We start from the raw sequence: 16,556 nt of genomic DNA on the forward strand, positions 1-16,556 counted from the left end.
CTCAAACTTTTTTATTCGGATAGAGTACTGACCTACCTCGAGAGCAAGATTCGCGGAAGCCAGAATGCTGCACATTGCTTCCAAGCTCGGCCAGCCATCCACGAAGTGAAGACATCGCGGCGCACGGAATCCTCATGTTTAAGCCTCATTGGCCAACTCATATTCTGTTCCTAACGCAGCGACCAACCTTGAGTAAAAAGCATCACTTGCTGCCATGAATTTGGTTCGCTCTGCTGGAGACCAGGGAGATGGATTGGGTGGATAGTCCCAGTCGATGCTCGTATTAAACCAGGTAATAAGCTCACAACCCGCTGTGATGAGCCTTTCTGGCAGCGGAAGTCTTTCCAACTCAACCGAGTAGCCGAAAGCGTCTCTTGCTTCCTCATCCGAAGCCCACAGGCAGACGCCTGACCCGGGGTCAAAGAAGTAACGAAGCTTCATGATGCAATCTCAGGCATATTCGAAGCATTCCCGAAGGGGGTAGAAGTCTTGCGCCAGGCACGTATTTTTCACCTCTCTTTGAGGATGCCGAATTTGACATCTCTCTGGTGTGAACGCATTGAAGTCGCCGCTGCGGTTCTCTATATAGATCCTGGAGCACTCGTAGCACTTATACATACGCCTCACCACTTTCATCGCAGCGTCCCATGAGAAGGCGCCAGCACCAATAGCCTCATGCATCGCTTCCCAAGATTCGTCGGGAACGAAAAGGGCCTTGTTCTCCTGATAATTAGAGTTATCGTGGATAGACGCTCCACACTCGCAGAGACGCTTCAAGGCAACCCCATCATCTAAAACTTTGCTTCCGCTATACAGCAGACGAAGTGCCGCTCTCTTCTGGGGGAAGAAGACCAGCTTTGTCTGCCAACCGCTGCCTTACAAACGCTTCATAGCGGGCAGCTTCCAAAAGCGCGGGTCAAATGCCTTGCTCTAGTATCCACCAACCCGCCATTCGACGAATTTAACCATACCCTTGAGGTCAATTCCTCCTGAGCTAAATAAAGATCACGCCCTCAAGATACTTCACCGTCTGTCCAGCTACCACGACGCGTTCCCCCTCAACGCGGCACCGCAGATGGCCACCACGCTTCGACGCCTGAAACGCCGTCAGCTCGGCCCGTCCCAGCTTGTCTGCCCACAAGGGCGCAAGCCCCGCGTGAGCTGACCCTGTGACGGGGTCTTCTTCACCCCCTGATGCGGGCCAGAAGTAACGAGAGACAAAATCAGTGGTCTCGCCTGGCGCGGTGACGATGACGTCCCGAGGGTATAGGCGTTTAATTTGCTCGACGTCCTGACTGATGTTCAAGACATCTTCTTCATGTTCGTAGACGGCGAAATAGGCCTGATCGCTCACGTAAACTTCCTGGGGCCTCATCGACAGGCCAGCCAACAGTGCTTCTGGGAGGTCATCAAGACGACCCGGCTTTCGGTTAGGAAAATCCATGGCAATGAAACCCTCGGGGAGTTTATTTGCCGCGATCTGACCCACAGCTTTAGCTCTGAAAGTCACAGACTGGAGGTCGGGATCAAGGCCGAACAACACTGATGCCGCCGCCAGGGTCGCGTGACCACAGAACGCGATCTCCATGATAGGCGAGAACCAACGGATGTCGTATTCAGCGCCTGACTTCACGACATACGCCGTTTCGGAGAGATTGTTTTCTATTGCAATGGACTGCATGAGCTCATCGCTGAGCCAGCTCTCCAGGATGATGATTGCGGCTGGATTGCCCTTGAAGAGTGTGTCCGTGAATGCAGCGACGACGTGTACGGTGAGTGCCATGACGGCCCGCCTCCTTGCTGGTGAAGTTAGTGGGACTTTAGCAGGAAGAGGGTTGAGGTGGGCTGTACAGATGGGGTGTATTTTTGGTGGGAATTGAGATGAGAGTGAGGATCTGTTCTGGTCTCGAAGTGCCAAATAGTGGTGATACCAGAACCGGCTCACAGCTTTGAGCCGTGAGAAGGCCGGTCGAATTCTCGGGAGGTGTGTACTGGATTAGGGGGATTTAAATACCCCCTGCCGGCTCTGCACGTGCCGTGCACAACGCAAGAACACTGGCGACTACGAGCAAGGCGGCACTTACGGCAAAAGTAGCGGGATAGCCACTGCCGTCATACAGCATGCCTCCTATGGTTGAGCCGAGTGCGATGCAAAGTTGTATCACCGCTACCATGAGTCCGCCGCCTGCTTCGGCATTATCCGGTAGGGACGTTGCCAGCCACGTCCACCAGCCGACCGGTGCCGCTGTGGCTACTAATCCCCATACTGCAAGTAGTCCAAAAACTGCGAAGACCGAGCTGCCGACGAGTATGAGCGCAAGCGCAATAGCAGCCATCAGTAGCGGCATAGTTATCAGGGTGCGGTAAATGCCCGTCTTTAAAAAAGAGCCAATCATTGCCGTGCCGATCAGACCGGCGATGCCCATGGCTAATAAAATCATCGATAAAGTCGAAACATCCACTTGAGTGGCTGTTTCCAGAAAAGGCCGCACATAGGTAAACAAGACGAATTGTCCCATAAAGAAGGCGCCGACGGCTAACATACCGAATGCTACCAATCGGCTTTTAAACAATTTCAAAACATTGCCGGATCCGGCCGTACGAGGCCGGGTCTCCAAGGACGGTAAACTGATCCATTGCCAAAGCAACGCAATCAAGGCAGCGGGCACGAGGCATAAGAACGCGCCGCGCCATCCGATTATAGCGCCCAGATAACTGCCTAGTGGCGCCGCCACTACAGTGGCCAGCGCATTGCCACCGTTAAAAATTGCCAAGGCTTTGGGTACGGAGTGGGGCGGCACTAATCGCATGGCGGTCGCTGCTGATATGGACCAGAATCCACCGACAACAACACCGATTAATGCGCGGCCAAGCATGTAAGTGACATAACCAGAAGCGAAACCGACGATTAAACCGGACACTCCCATAAGTGCAGTCAGTAGCAGCAATAGGGTTTTCCGGTTCATCGTCCTCGCAATCGAGGAAATCGAAAGGCTGGCAAGCACCGCAAAAAAACCGGAGATTGCGATACCGTAGCCCACCAACCCTTCGCTCACCTGAAGATCACTTGCAATCGGCGTAAGCAAACTTACGGGCATAAACTCCGATGCAATGAGCGTGAACACGCACAGGCTCATTGCGAACACGCCGCTCCAGTGAGCGGGCGCTGTTTCATTGGTAGCAGTCATACAAATTCAAGTGTTGTTCCGGAAGTTGGAAATTAGGGACGAATACATGATGATGAATCCATGCAGGTTTTATTAGTATGTGTAATCTTCATGTACTTGTGAGCGGAGTTCATTTATGGCGACCAGCAAAATAGATGGCCTGCAAGCCTTTGTAGCGGTAGCGCGCGATCAAAGCTTTACCAAGGCAGCGGCAAGGCTGGGGGTTACACCGTCCGCGCTTAGCCATAGCATGAAGGCTTTGGAAGAACGGCTCGGTATTCGCCTGCTCGCGCGCACCACGCGCAATGTGTCACCGACCGAAGCGGGCGAACGTTTGATGCGCTCGATTGCGCCGCTGTTCGATCAGATCGCCGTAGAAGTAGAGGCCTTGGGCGAGTTGCGTGACAAACCTGCCGGTACGATTCGCATCACTTGTTCTGACGATGCCATCGAACTCTACTTGCGCCCAAAGCTTGCCGAGTTCCTGAAGACTTATCCGGACATCACGCTTGAGCTGTTCGTGGACTATGGCTTTACCAATGTTGTCGAAGAGCGGTTTGATGCGGGAATACGCCTGGGCGAAGCGATCAGCAAAGATATGATCGCCGCGCGGATCAGCCCGGATTGGCGTTTGGCCGTGGTGGGTTCACCCGCTTATTTTGCGCAATGTCCACCGCCAGAGACTCCGCATGAGCTGACTGAACATGCCTGCGTGAATATCAGGCATCGGCCTTCAGGTGCAGTTTATGCCTGGGAATTTGAAAAGGACGGCCTGGAATTTACGGTCAAATGCGAGGGGCAATTAATATTCAACAGCATCATGCATATGATGAATGGTGCGATAGATGGGATCGGCCTGGCCTACGTTCCCGAAGCTTTGGCGGCGCCTTATATTGCGGATGGCCGGCTTAAAGAAGTCCTGGCCGACTGGTGTCCTTACTTTCAGGGCTTCCACTTGTACTACCCGAACCGACGACAAACCTCTCCCGCGTTTTCAGCCTTTGTTGATGCCATGCGTTATCCCGGCTAACGCGCTCCAAGCCCAGCAAACGAACCCCACAGCTTCATTTGTGAATTCTTCTCACAACATCATTCAGTCATGACGCACTAATCATCTGTTGCCAATCGCGCGACTATGACGCTTACGCCGCCTCAGGAGCAACCGTCATGAAGAAGATATTAGCCGCCACTGCATTCATTACAGCACTGGTCTCAATCCCCGCAATAGCGGAAAACGCTCGGTCAGAAATGGTTGTCGTTCCCCTTGAATCTCAAACGACCTCCGAAGGACCTGCCGAGTTTTTCACCGGCTCCGTCAGTGTGATCATACAGGCCATGCCGAAGGAACCTTCGCGCGTCACTGTCGCGAGGGTGAGTTTCAGCCCTGGGGCCAGATCCGCATGGCATAGCCATCCGCTTGGACAGACCTTGATCGTGACCGATGGCATCGGTTGGGTACAGCAAGAGGGCGGCAAGAAAATCGTAATCAAGGTCGGTGATGTCGTATCGACCCCGCCCGGTGTCAAGCACTGGCACGGTGGGTCAGCAAAGTTTGCCATGACGCACACCGCTATTCAGGAGCTGAAAGATGGGAAAAATGTGGAGTGGATGGAGCAAGTGACCGATCAGGAATACCTTGGCGCCTCTCTCGATTCGACTGCCCAGTAGGCCGGAGAGAGAAAATGAACACCTTCCTGAAAATATGCTTGTTTCTTGCGCTGGGTATCTGGGGCACGGCGACGGCAGAAGAGCCGGCGAAATCTCAGGTCGTGAGCTCACCCAATGCGTCGCCCTCAATGGAGCAGATCGCCTCCGTTTCACCAGCGCTGGCGGCCTACACCGAAGACCTCCTGCTGCAAGAAGTCTGGAATCGAAAGGGCCTATCAAAACGCGACCGGAGCATAGTGACCGTCGCCGCTTTGATTGCACAAAACCACGTTACTGACATGCCCTTCTATATCAACCTTGCCTTCGATAATGGTGTGACGCCAACGGAAATTTCCGAAACGATTACCCATTTGGCTTTCTACGCTGGTTGGGGCAACGCAATGTCCGCAGTGGTCGTCACAAGCGGTATCTTCAAGGCAAGGGGTGTTAAACCCGAGCAGCTACCGTCGAAAACGCCAACATTGCTGCCACTTGATAAAGATGCCGAGGCCAAGCGTCAACGCTTTGTGGAAGAAACATACGCAGAGGTCTCGCCCGGTGTAGTGCATTACACAACGGAGGCGCTTTTCCTGGATCTCTGGCTACGACCGGGGCTTGCACCAAGGGACCGGAGTCTGATCACGGTAAGTGCGCTTATTGCCTCAGGCAAAGTTGAGCAGATTTCGTTCCATCTGAGCAAGGCGATGGACAATGGTCTGACAAAACCACAGGTCTCTGAAGTGCTCACGCACCTGGCTTTTTACGCGGGCTGGCCCAATGTGTTTTCGGCGTTACCCGTTGCAAAAGAAGTATGGACGCAACGCTCACCTGGATAACAAGCTATGAAGCACGTACTTAAGATAGTCGTGCCAAGCCTGCTTTGCGGCCTCGTTTTGGGCGGGGCGGCGGCCACTGTCCAATCGGAGGACTCTCGTATGTGGATGACCATCGGCGAACGCCGCTTCGCTGTCACCCTGGCCGACACCGAGGCCGCCAACGAGTTCGCCGCGATGTTGCCGCTCTCGATCGAGATGCCCGACCTCAACAACAACGAGAAGCATGCAGAGTTGGCAAAGTCACTGCCCACAAACGCCAGCAGGCCCGGAACGATTCGCAACGGTGATCTCATGCTGTACGGATCACGAACGCTTGTCCTGTTTTATCTGACCTTCGAGTCATCTTATTCGTACACACGTATCGGACGCGTGGAGGACCCCAGTGATCTCGCGCAAGCTCTCGGTACAGGTACTGCGCGGATCACGTTCACCAATAACGACGGCGATAGGAGATAGCATGATAAATCTAACAATAAACGGTAAAAAGCATGAGCTGGACGTGCCAGCCGACCTGCCTCTCCTTTGGGCACTGCGAGACGTCGTAAAACTCACCGGAACCAAATTTGGCTGTGGCATTTCCATGTGCGGCGCTTGCACGGTGCATGTGGACGGCCAGGTCACGCGTGCCTGTGTCACCCCTGTTGCAAGCGCCGCCGGCAAGTCTGTGACAACCATAGAAGCGATCGAGGCGGATCCTGTCGGCAAACAGGTGCAGGAAGCCTGGCTCGATCTGGGCGTAGCTCAGTGTGGATTCTGTCAGGGCGGCCAGATCATGACGGCTACCGGACTTCTGAAGCAAAACGCCAATCCCAGCGACGAGCAGATTGACGAGGCCATGAGTGGCAACCTGTGCCGTTGCGGCACCTACACACGGATACGCCAGGCCATTCACCGTGTTGCCGGCGCAGGGGAGGATCAGGTATGAAAAGCCCGGTCGATAACATGATTCTGGAAAATGTGAGTCGTCGAAGTGTCCTGAAAGGCCTGGCGGCCGGCACAGCCCTGGTGCTTGCTGCCAAATGGGATTTCGCTTTCGGCGAGGAGGAAGACCAGCCCAAACCTTGGGGCGCTGACGCCATGCCTGGTGGCTGGGTGGATGATCCGAACGTTTTCATCCGCATTGATGAAGACGGCCTGGTGACCATCATCAACCACCGGGCTGAAATGGGACAGGGCATTCGTACCAGCCTGGCCATGGTCGCTGCCGATGAGCTCGGAGCTGACTGGCAACGGGTAAACGTTGAACAGGCGCCAGGCAACCACGAAAAATATGGCGATCAGAATACCGACGGTTCGCGCAGTATGCGCCATTGGTTTGAACCGTTCCGGCGCGCTGCCGCGGGGGCGCGAACAATGCTGGAACAGGCTGCTGCACAGCAGTGGGATGTACCTGAGGATGAGTGTCAGGCCGGCGTGCACGTGGTCGTGCACAAACCATCAGGAAGAGAACTTGGCTTCGGCGCGCTTGCACAGGCTGCGCGCGAGCTTCCCGTGCCGAACCGCGCATCGCTCAAGCTCAAGTCGAAAGAGGATTTCCGCTATATCGGAAAACAATACGGCCCTCATGGAGACGTGACCGGTGACAAGGTACAACGTCCGCTGGCGATAGACGGCCGCGATATTGTGTCCGGAAAGGCAATATTCGGTGCGGACGTTGGTTTCGAGAACATGCTGTACGCCGTGTTCGCCCGTCCCCCAGTGTATGGCGCCAAGGTTGGCAGTCTCGATAAGTCTGAAGCCATGAAGGTGCCTGGGGTTGTGGATATACGCACGTTCGACGGCATCAAGGAGCCTGGCGGGTTCGAGCCGCTGGGCGGGGTCGCTGTTGTGGCGGAGAACACCTGGGCGGCCATCCAGGGGCGCGCCGCGTTGAAGATAGAATGGGATAATGGTCCCGCTGGCGACAACGCCGATTATGATACCAGTGCGTTCACCGAGAAGTTGATCGAGCGCTCCAAAACGCCCGGAGAAGTCATCCGCTCAGAGGGCGATATCGAAGCAGCCCTTAGCAAAGCTAAAACCCGGGTTGAGGCAGTCTACTACATGCCACACATGGCACAGGCGCCAATGGAGCCACCTGTCGCCATCGCACGCGTCTCTGATGGCCGTGCTGAAGTCTGGGCGCCGCTGCAGAATCCGCACGCGGCTCGCGAGAGCATTGCCCAACGTCTCAACCTGAAGCCTGATGCGGTGACGGTGCATGTCACGCTGCTCGGTGGTGGTTTCGGGCGCAAATCCAAACCAGATTTCGCATTTGAAGCGATAGACCTCGCAAAGGCTTTCCCAGGACGCGCCGTTCGCGTGCAATGGACCCGTGAAGATGACCTGCATCACTCTTACTTCCACGCGCTGTCGGTAGATCGCCTCGAAGCTGGCCTTGATGACAAGGGCAAAGCCATTGGCTGGCGTCACCGAACGCTATCACCCAGCATCAGCTCGCTGTTTGAAAAGGGGATCAAGGAGAAAGCTCAGTTTGAGCTGGGAATGGGGTTCAGGACATTGCCGTTCAACATACCGGCTGTTCAGCTCGAAAACCCGCCGGCTCCGGCTCATGTGCGCATTGGCTGGTTCCGGGCGGTTTACAATTTACCGCACGCCTTTGCTATTCAGAGCTTCGCTGCCGAAATGGCTGCAGCAGCGGGTCGAGACCACAGAGACTATCTGCTGGAGCTGCTCGGCCCCGCCAGGCAGATCGATCCTCGTTCGATCAACGAAGAGTGGAACTACGGCGAGAATCCAGACCTTTATCCCATCGATGTTGGCCGCCTTCGAGAAGTCGTGAAGAAAGCAACCGCTGAAGCCGGTTGGGGCAAAAAACTGCCGAAAGGGCGCGGTCTCGGTCTGGCCGTGCACCATAGTTTCGTCGCCTATACGGCGGTCGTATTCGATGTCGAGGTCAGAGACGGCGGCGAAGTCATCATCCACAGCGCGGACATTGCCTTCGACTGCGGCCCGCAAGTCAACCCGGAACGCATACGCTCGCAGATGGAGGGCTCCTGCGTGATGGGAATCGGTATTGCATTACAGAACGAAATCACTTTTTCCGAAGGCCGTGTTCAGCAGGATAACTTCCACCAGTATGAGCTGGCTCGCATGCGCCATGCGCCCCGCGTGATACGGGTGCACCTGATCAACGACGATCCGGAAATAGCGATGGGCGGCGTGGGGGAGCCTGGCCTTCCACCGATGGCTCCTGCGCTCTGCAATGCCATTTTTGCCGCGACGGGGAAACGAATTCGGCGTCTTCCGGTTGGTGACCAGCTGGTATGACATTGAAAAAATTCTTCGGCGTCACAGGTGTGCTCGTCGCTTCACTGGGCATCAGCGGGTACGCCTTTCTCCAGCTGCCGATGTTCGGAGCCATTTCGAGCGCAGAGAGATTGAGCAAATCGTCTAACTACATTGACGGGCAGTTCCAGAACCTTCAACCGAACCCTGAGCCGACACTTGATGCGGGTGAACAAAAGGGCTGGATCGATATGCTGCTGGCGACCACTGAGGGCAAGACCCCGCCAGGCAGTGTGCCGGTGGTTGTCACTGATCTGCATAGCCTGGATCGAGATACAGATGTCGTTGTCTGGCTGGGCCATTCGTCCTTTTTTATCCAGCTTGCTGGCAAGAGAATCCTGATCGATCCGGTGTTGAGCAAGAACGCCTCGCCTGTGCCCATGACGAATGAGGCCTTCAAGGGTTCAAGCCCTTTCGACGCCCATGATATTCCAGATGTAGATTACCTGCTGATTTCCCATGACCACTGGGATCACCTGGATTACCCGACGATGCTGGCTCTGAAAGATCGCATTGACGAGGTCATAGTCGGCATCGGCGTTGGAGAACATTTTCGAGCGTGGGGCTTCAGAGAAGATCAGATCAATGAGGCTGAATGGGAGACCACCTTCAATGTCGATGATGATCTCGCGCTCCATGTTCTGCCGGCTCGCCATTATTCAGGCCGCGGGCTGGTGAAGAACCAGAGCCTCTGGGTGAGTTTTGCACTCGAGTCAAGTAACAGCAAAGTCTTCTTCAGCGGAGACAGCGGCTACGGTAGCCATTTCAAAGCCATCGGTGAGCGGTTTGGCGGCTTTGACCTGGCGTTGCTTGATTCTGGGCAATACGACGAGCAATGGAGGCATGTTCACATGATGCCCGAGGATGCAGCGCAAGCAATGGAGGATCTGAATGCCAAAGTGTTGATACCTGCTCACATTGGCAAGTTTTCGATCGCCTTCCATAGCTGGGATGACCCTTTCAAACGTCTGATGGCTGCCAGTCGTGGGAAAGATTGGCTTTTATCGACTCCGCTCATAGGCCAGCCAGTGAAGATACAAAGCCCAGACCCAGCGCCTCCAGCTCGCTGGTGGGAAACACTGTCTGGTGCGAATTGAGAGGTTAGTGCCGCATGAAGAAGCATAAAAGTTGCTTTTATTTGCGAATAGCAACTAAAATGTTGCTTGTAAATTAAAAAGCAACTTATATGGTGACCTCATGCGAGCCCTTCTAGCTGCGATCAAGCGCCGACGAAAAGCGCTAGGTCTCCGCCAGGCGGATATGTATCTGCGGGTGGGTATATCTCGACAGCAGTATCAGCGTCTAGAGAGCCAGGGCAACCCGCGGCTGGATACGCTTGAGCTTATTGCCAAGGGGCTGAATAGTTCACTGTTGCTCATACCTGACGAGCATCTTGATGCAGTACAAGCACTACTCGAGAAGAGGACACGCGAAACGAGTCAGGTTGCTGAGGCAACACCGTTTTTCGCAGACGACCCTTGGCGGGGTCTGTTGGGAGACGACACGTGAGGCGCTCTGGCGCTCAGCCGCCTACGCAAATTATGCAAACGCTATGCAAGAGGAGAACTGAAATGACAGCCGTTGCATTCAAAGATGCTTGCCACAGCTTCGCTCAAGTTGCGGCTCCCTATCTGCATATCATGGATGAGCACCATTATGAAGAAGCTCTGGAGCTGATCGAGTCTTTTCTGGAAGAAGCTGAGGACTCCCAGGACGACCCGCTCAATGGTGTCATCGAATTGCTCAGCCGAGCCATCGAATCTTACGAGAACAAAGTTCCCGAGCTTGCAGCATTTGAACAGCGCGCCATGGCTCAGCCATCTGAGTAGGCAATGCTTCGCCTCTTGATGGATCAACATAACTTGGGTACTGCCGACCTCCCTGAGATCGGGTCGAAGTCTATGGTATCTCGAGTTCTTTCTGGTGAGCGTAGCCTCAACAAAAATCACATCAAGGCTTTGTCTGATCGTTTCCATATCAGCCCAAGCCTGTTCTTTTAACGGTAGATCTGTTCGACGGCTCTGGCAGTGGTATGACTATTGTGTATGCATTGAGGTTCAGGTTATGCAACGGATCAGTGTCCGGGACGCACAGGAGAGACTTCCCAGTTTGTTGGACGACGTAGCGACTGGCGAGGAGTTTATTATCCTTCGCCACGGCAAACCGGCTGCACGTTTGATCGCTGCGGCTCCGGAAAGCGTGCAGTTTCCAGATCGCTCAAAGCTCCGGGCTTCGCTGCCCCCATCTCAGGAATGCTCTGCACAAACAGTTCGGGGTCTGAGAGACGAGGAACGCTATTGAGCCGACCCTGATAAAGCAGGCCACGGCGGTCCAGGACGACACGTTCTGCGTCTCCTCACGTACAACCTCTAACTTGATGCACACTCACACTATTGCCCATCATCACCAACCCATGAGGAGCCCCCATGACAACGCGACGTCACCGGGAAACGCCCACCACTGTAGCGACCCTCGGCGATCTCGCACAGTTGGCAGACTATTCACTCATGGACACGCTCAACAGCGATCCTGAGGGGAGAGCAAGCGGCGTCGACCACGCGCCAAGACAAGTCTATTCGGGGCATTATGTGCCGGTGAGTCCCACGCCTCTGGAAAACCCCGAATACGTCGCGCATGGGAAAAATCTGTTTCACGAACTGGGTTTCGCCGACAGCCTGGCGCAGTCAGACGACTTTGTCCGTATGTTCTCCGGCGACTTATCTCGGGTTCCGGAGCCTCTGCGCAAGGTCGGGTGGGCGACTGGCTACGCGCTCTCTATCTACGGCACCGAGTTCTACCAGCAATGCCCGTTCCAGACCGGCAATGGCTACGGCGACGGTCGCGCGATATCTGTGCTGGAAGCCGTCATCAACGGTCAACGCTGGGAAATGCAGTTGAAAGGGGCAGGGCGAACACCCTACTGCCGCGGCGGGGACGGCCGGGCCGTTCTGCGGTCCAGTGTGCGGGAGTTCCTGGCCCAGGAGCACATGCACGCGCTCGGCGTGCCCACGTCACGGTCCCTGAGCCTGTACGTGTCGCTTACCGAGAAAGTCCGGCGCCCATGGTATTCAGAGGGCTCACGCTCAGTAGATCCGGATGTGATGGTGTCCGATCCCGTTGCCATCTCTACCCGTGTCGCGCCGTCGTTCATTCGGGTAGGGCAGCTCGAGCTCTTTGGTCGCCGCGCCCGCAAGCAGGAGCACCCGCAGGCGATGGCGGAGCTCGAGAAGCTTGTCCTGCACCTGATCGATCGTGAGTACGGTGACGCTATCGACAAGTCACTGGCCACCGCCGAAAAAGTGGTGGTGCTTGCAGGTGAGTTCCGCAACCGACTGACCTCGCTTATAGCGAACTGGATCCGTGTGGGCTACTGCCAGGGTAACTTCAACAGCGACAATTGTGCGGCGGGCGGCTTTACCCTCGACTATGGACCCTTCGGATTCTGCGATGTGTTTGATCCGCAGTACCAACCATGGACCGGTGGCGGGCAGCACTTTGCGTTCTTCAATCAGCCAGCAGCGGCAGAACGCAACTTCGGCTCGTTTTGTTCGGCGGTTCGACCCTTGTTGGCAGGGCATCCAGACTGTCTGCGGCAGTTGGAGGAGATTCATAGTGATTTCCCCAAGGTGATGCAAGCCCAAATGGAGCAGATGTGGGCGGCCAAACTCGGACTTGATGCTTTTGATGCGGATTTGTTCCGCGAGCTGGCATCGCTGATGGTGGAAACGCGCGTCGACTACACCATGTTCTTCCGAGAGCTGTCGCACTTGCCCGACGACATCGGGCCCCTCGAGAAGAGCTTCTACAAGGGCCTGTCCTGTGCTTCAGACCCCGAAGGGCTGGACCAGCGCTGGTCAGCGTGGCTCGCAAAATGGAAGTCGCACACTCGACCTGGCACGCGTGAGCAGCTGTCCAGTCAGATGAAGCTTATCAACCCGAAGTACAGCCTGAGGGAGTGGTTCGTTGTGCCTGCTTATCAGCAAGCGGCGGCAGGTAATTACGCCTTGCTGCGAGAACTGCAAGAGGTGATGACGCAGCCATACGCCGAGCAATCGGAGGACGTAGCGGAGAAATACTACAGGCTGAAGCCGTCGGCGCTTTTTGAGCTTGGTGGGTCGTCTCACTATAGCTGTTCGTCGTGACGGGCGGTCGTTTCAAGACGCCCGCTCAAGCTCACTACACTAATGCAGGTACCGCCAAGTCCGGCACCCACTTGCGTGCGTCCTTTCGAGATGACCTGAAACCGACCTCAAATCAATCCACCACAGGTTCGGTCAGTATCAGATAGTTACAGCAGGTACCATCGCTCTAAGGCCTCAGCGAATCGTCCGTGCTAGAGGATACCTGCTGGATGAGCAGCTTTTGCTTCGCTGCCCCCATCTCAGGTACGCTCTGCGCAAATAGTGCACGATCAGAGAGATGAGGAGCGCTGCTGAAGTACTATCGCGGCACGAGCGCTTTACTAACGTACTACCGGCAGGGGCAAGCCCGGGATCGCGTTCTGCGAGTTACTGTATGAGCTCATTGCTGAGCCAGCGCTCAAGAACGATTGCTGCGGCTGGATTGGCTTTAAAGAGTCCGTCCGTGAATGCATCGACGAGGCGAATGGTGAGTGCCATGGCGACCCGCCTTCTTGGCTGGTGAAGTTGGTGGGGCTTCAGCAGGAAGAGGGGTGGGTGGGCTGTATAGATGGGGAGCATATTTATTTGGGATTGAGATGAGGGTGATTAACTGTCTCGGTTTAGGGGTGATAGATACTGGTCATACGGGAACAGCCCCAAAGGCGTGATCTGTAAGGGGCCACTCTAATTGCTAGAAATGCTCTACTGAATTAATGGCGATAGAGTGGGTGCGAAGGAGGGAGTGATTACAGCTTGACCAACTTTCACAGAGACCACGATTGGCTACCGCTCTTCATAAAGACCGGAATCCCTATTTGGGCTGGGGGGAGAAATTAAGTAAAGTCGGAGGTAAGCTGTCGAACGGTATATGGCGCAGTTAGAAAACCTAAGTGGACATCGGTGAAAGGAAATGACGTAAGCTGTCGGCAAGCTCTAATGAGAGACTGGGTTCACTGTCGACTAAGGCTTTGTAAATTTCGTTTTTGCCGATGGCATGGTCAACCGTCAAATACCTCCAATAACTTTTGGAAGCTTTTTTTTCGTTTGTAGATTCACGATACAAAGGAAGTGGTATATCCGGAAATAGACCAGCTCTCTTGGTGAATATATATCTCTCGATATCAGAGACGGGAGAGAATGAAACTTGGGTTGGGCCACAGTAGTCTCTAGCAAAAATTTCTTTAGAGTCTTTGTCGACTACACAAAGAACATTCGCGGATTCTGAAAACACCGGAGATCTGTCATTCTTTTCAACGATCATTATTAGCTGATTTACTCCGCCTACACCGATAGTAACGAACCGGTAATACGACTGGATAGAGTATCTCACGATTAGATACTCTAAGAAACCTTCCAGAACTTCATCTTCCGTGAGTACATAGCGCTCATAACCAGAAAAGCCATATAAATCTGACTTGATATAGCCGAATGACCGCATTTGTAACACGATACCGCCGTCGATCTCTTCGAGATAGTAAAGGCCGCCTTCTTCTACGGTGCTCATGAATGCGAGGGAGTGTGAAATAACACTCAGACGCGCCCCAAATCGACGAAGAAGGGGCTTCACGGCCGCATAAAGCTTAACTTGGGCAGCAGCATCAAGAGCGACATCAACTTCATCGATCAAGATTAGCTTCGCTCCGGATGTTATCAACCGAAAGAGCTGAATGAGAAAGTATTCCCCAGAGCTGAAGTGATCTTCTCTGGTATAAAAATCGTTCTCCCTCAATAAGAAATAAAAGTCAGTTCTATTTACTCGCGTAACCTTTAGGTCATCGAATTTACCGGCCGAGTAGACATCCGCCAAAAATTGTATTAATTCAGTAGCTCGACGATACTGCGAAGCAGCTATGTTCATTCTGATTTCTGAGTCGTGCTTCGCTATGAGAGAGAACTGACTAAATCGCTCACCAAATGGTACAGGTAGTTCAGCAACGATTTGATTTTGTGTTGGTAATACGTTTCTGCTATCGAGCGCACCAACTTTTTTATTAAAGAAAAATTCAAACGGCGGAAATCCGTCAAGATCGAAAATTACCCTACTGTCGGCTCGAATAGCATTTAGCCCAGATGATTTAGAGAATATCTGAGGGTCTTTAAGTAAGTGATAGGCTTTGACCAGCGAGGTCTTACCTGATCCATTCTTTCCAGTAATGACTAGAAAGTTACTTTCGGAAAATTCGAACTCTACGCAGAGCCTCGATATACCCTTGATGTTCTCGAGAACTATCTTATCGCGGATCATTCCATCGGTCCTCCATAAGATACCTCAGTGCGTGAACGCCATATTTTCTTTGAAGTTTCTGAAGATAGTGTGGATCTATAGACTTGGCGTAATGTAGCAGGCCAAAAAGAGAATGTTCTTTCCCTTCTAGCTCTTGATCGAGAAAGTCATGAAACTTATTTTTGTCGCTAGTGAAAAAGTGTAGCAATAGCTCAAGCTTTTTCTTATATTTTCTATCGAGAGTGATCCTCCCATTCGGTAATAGAACTAGGCCAAGTATTTTAACTTTGTTGCCAGACTTTGTGATGAATGTTTTTCGATCATTGATTCGCATCTTTTTGGAAGCGAATTCTTCAAGGTACTTTTGTGTTGTGTCTTTCAGATCGGCTAACTGCTCATGCCTATGTCCAGAAATTATTATATCATCGGCGTAGCGCGTGTATATAAGTGACTGATCAGTACAATAGCACTTTAGAGACCTGTCAAATTCCAACAGAAAAGAATTGCTTAAGCTCGGCGATGTGGGGAATCCGACAGGGATCGATCCTCCAATCGTTGTATATTTAACCAGAAACCGAATATATTTTTCAATATCTGAAATAGGTATCAAACCCATGTCTCGGAACAATATTCTCGAAACATCATTAGATCCTATATTCTGATAAAACTGGCTTATATCAGTAAGAAAAAAATATTTGCTATCTGCGTGAGCCTGTACTGCGCTCAACGTACTCTTCCCTTTGATAAACGAATGTACGACGTCATCATCCTTCGCTAGGTGTCGAAAAATCACTCGGTCGATAAAACGCAAATAGCTTTTAAGCTTAGGGGTTGTCTTGACGAGCCTCCTGCCGTTGGCCTCGAATATTTGGGCTCCATCATCTGAGTCGAACGATAGGAAGTCTGCAAATGCTTTGCTGTCGTGAAACACGGCGTTGAAAGCGTTTTCAAATGTTCTACTGTCCATGCGAAACCACACTCAGCTAAAAGTTCTTTAGTTTATGTTATGAACGATTACCGTGCCATGGATGAACAAGGAGGAAGAGTACAATCGCAGATCAGGCCAGAGAGGGGAGAGGCAGCGGGCGCGTTAGCAGTTTTTCAACTATCCCGCCTTCCGTATCGGAAGGCATGGACAGGAGAAAATCGACTTAAGGCGTCTAGGGACCAGCTTTACGACTGGAGCTTCTCCTAGTCACTGGTCTTAAGATTATAGAATTGACTCCGCATCTTAGTCAAATAGATAAAATTCGGCTTCGGCTTCGATTTGCGG

General features: G+C 53.2%; 16 protein-coding genes. 11 read left to right on the top strand and 5 right to left on the bottom strand.

From position 1 onward, the window contains the following. Window positions 1-138: 138 nt before the first annotated feature. The 3 genes from ACH3PB_RS20675 to ACH3PB_RS20685 form a co-directional block, all read right to left on the bottom strand. On the bottom strand, window positions 139-441 hold the full coding sequence (locus ACH3PB_RS20675; protein ID WP_416397383.1) for a hypothetical protein: 303 nt from the start codon (window positions 439-441) through the stop codon (window positions 139-141). Window positions 442-994: 553 nt separating this feature from the next. Further along, a complete protein-coding gene (locus tag ACH3PB_RS20680; protein ID WP_416397384.1) occupies window positions 995-1,783 on the bottom strand; it encodes a PhzF family phenazine biosynthesis protein in 789 nt (262 codons plus the stop codon). Between the two features lie 223 nt (window positions 1,784-2,006). Continuing rightward, window positions 2,007-3,188: an MFS transporter gene (locus tag ACH3PB_RS20685; RefSeq protein WP_416397385.1), complete on the bottom strand. Its 1,182-nt coding sequence runs from the start codon at window positions 3,186-3,188 to the stop codon at window positions 2,007-2,009. A gap of 115 nt (window positions 3,189-3,303) precedes the next feature. On the opposite strand from ACH3PB_RS20685, the gene ACH3PB_RS20690 reads away from it, so the two are divergent. From ACH3PB_RS20690 to ACH3PB_RS20740, 11 genes are all read left to right on the top strand, one after another. Then, on the top strand, window positions 3,304-4,197 hold the full coding sequence (locus tag ACH3PB_RS20690) for a LysR family transcriptional regulator (RefSeq protein ID WP_416397386.1): 894 nt from the start codon (window positions 3,304-3,306) through the stop codon (window positions 4,195-4,197). Window positions 4,198-4,334: 137 nt separating this feature from the next. After that, the gene (locus tag ACH3PB_RS20695) at window positions 4,335-4,835 is read left to right on the top strand and encodes a cupin domain-containing protein (RefSeq protein WP_416397387.1); all 501 of its coding nucleotides are present in this window, start codon (window positions 4,335-4,337) and stop codon (window positions 4,833-4,835) included. A gap of 14 nt (window positions 4,836-4,849) precedes the next feature. After that, the gene (locus ACH3PB_RS20700; RefSeq protein WP_416397388.1) at window positions 4,850-5,650 is read left to right on the top strand and encodes a carboxymuconolactone decarboxylase family protein; all 801 of its coding nucleotides are present in this window, start codon (window positions 4,850-4,852) and stop codon (window positions 5,648-5,650) included. A gap of 6 nt (window positions 5,651-5,656) precedes the next feature. After that, window positions 5,657-6,106, top strand: coding sequence for a cyclophilin-like fold protein (locus ACH3PB_RS20705; protein ID WP_416397389.1), 450 nt, complete (start codon window positions 5,657-5,659; stop codon window positions 6,104-6,106). A gap of 1 nt (window position 6,107) precedes the next feature. After that, a complete protein-coding gene (locus tag ACH3PB_RS20710; RefSeq protein ID WP_416397390.1) occupies window positions 6,108-6,575 on the top strand; it encodes a (2Fe-2S)-binding protein in 468 nt (155 codons plus the stop codon). Continuing rightward, window positions 6,572-8,920: a molybdopterin cofactor-binding domain-containing protein gene (locus ACH3PB_RS20715; RefSeq protein ID WP_416397391.1), complete on the top strand. Its 2,349-nt coding sequence runs from the start codon at window positions 6,572-6,574 to the stop codon at window positions 8,918-8,920. Before ACH3PB_RS20710 ends, ACH3PB_RS20715 begins: the two co-directional genes overlap by 4 nt. Beyond that, window positions 8,917-10,035: an MBL fold metallo-hydrolase gene (locus ACH3PB_RS20720; RefSeq protein ID WP_416397392.1), complete on the top strand. Its 1,119-nt coding sequence runs from the start codon at window positions 8,917-8,919 to the stop codon at window positions 10,033-10,035. Before ACH3PB_RS20715 ends, ACH3PB_RS20720 begins: the two co-directional genes overlap by 4 nt. Before the next feature lie 100 nt (window positions 10,036-10,135). Then, window positions 10,136-10,447 carry a helix-turn-helix transcriptional regulator gene (locus ACH3PB_RS20725; protein WP_416397393.1) on the top strand — a complete coding sequence of 104 codons (312 nt, stop codon included), beginning with the start codon at window positions 10,136-10,138 and terminating at the stop codon, window positions 10,445-10,447. Window positions 10,448-10,509: 62 nt separating this feature from the next. Next, window positions 10,510-10,767: a hypothetical protein gene (locus ACH3PB_RS20730; protein WP_416397394.1), complete on the top strand. Its 258-nt coding sequence runs from the start codon at window positions 10,510-10,512 to the stop codon at window positions 10,765-10,767. Between the two features lie 235 nt (window positions 10,768-11,002). Beyond that, complete coding sequence (locus ACH3PB_RS20735) at window positions 11,003-11,239, top strand: type II toxin-antitoxin system Phd/YefM family antitoxin (RefSeq protein ID WP_416397395.1); 237 nt, start codon at window positions 11,003-11,005, stop codon at window positions 11,237-11,239. Between the two features lie 125 nt (window positions 11,240-11,364). After that, window positions 11,365-13,080, top strand: a complete 1,716-nt coding sequence (locus tag ACH3PB_RS20740; RefSeq protein WP_416397396.1) for a protein adenylyltransferase SelO — start codon at window positions 11,365-11,367, stop codon at window positions 13,078-13,080. A gap of 865 nt (window positions 13,081-13,945) precedes the next feature. Here the strand turns inward: ACH3PB_RS20740 and ACH3PB_RS20745 are convergent. Together ACH3PB_RS20745 and ACH3PB_RS20750 are read right to left on the bottom strand one after the other, a co-directional pair. After that, on the bottom strand, window positions 13,946-15,304 hold the full coding sequence (locus tag ACH3PB_RS20745; protein WP_416397397.1) for an AAA family ATPase: 1,359 nt from the start codon (window positions 15,302-15,304) through the stop codon (window positions 13,946-13,948). Next, the gene (locus tag ACH3PB_RS20750) at window positions 15,291-16,250 is read right to left on the bottom strand and encodes a reverse transcriptase domain-containing protein (protein ID WP_416397398.1); all 960 of its coding nucleotides are present in this window, start codon (window positions 16,248-16,250) and stop codon (window positions 15,291-15,293) included. Before ACH3PB_RS20750 ends, ACH3PB_RS20745 begins: the two co-directional genes overlap by 14 nt. Window positions 16,251-16,556 lie beyond the last annotated feature (306 nt).

This window comes from Allohahella sp. A8 (assembly GCF_047946665.1).
Lineage (GTDB): Bacteria > Pseudomonadota > Gammaproteobacteria > Pseudomonadales > Oleiphilaceae > Allohahella.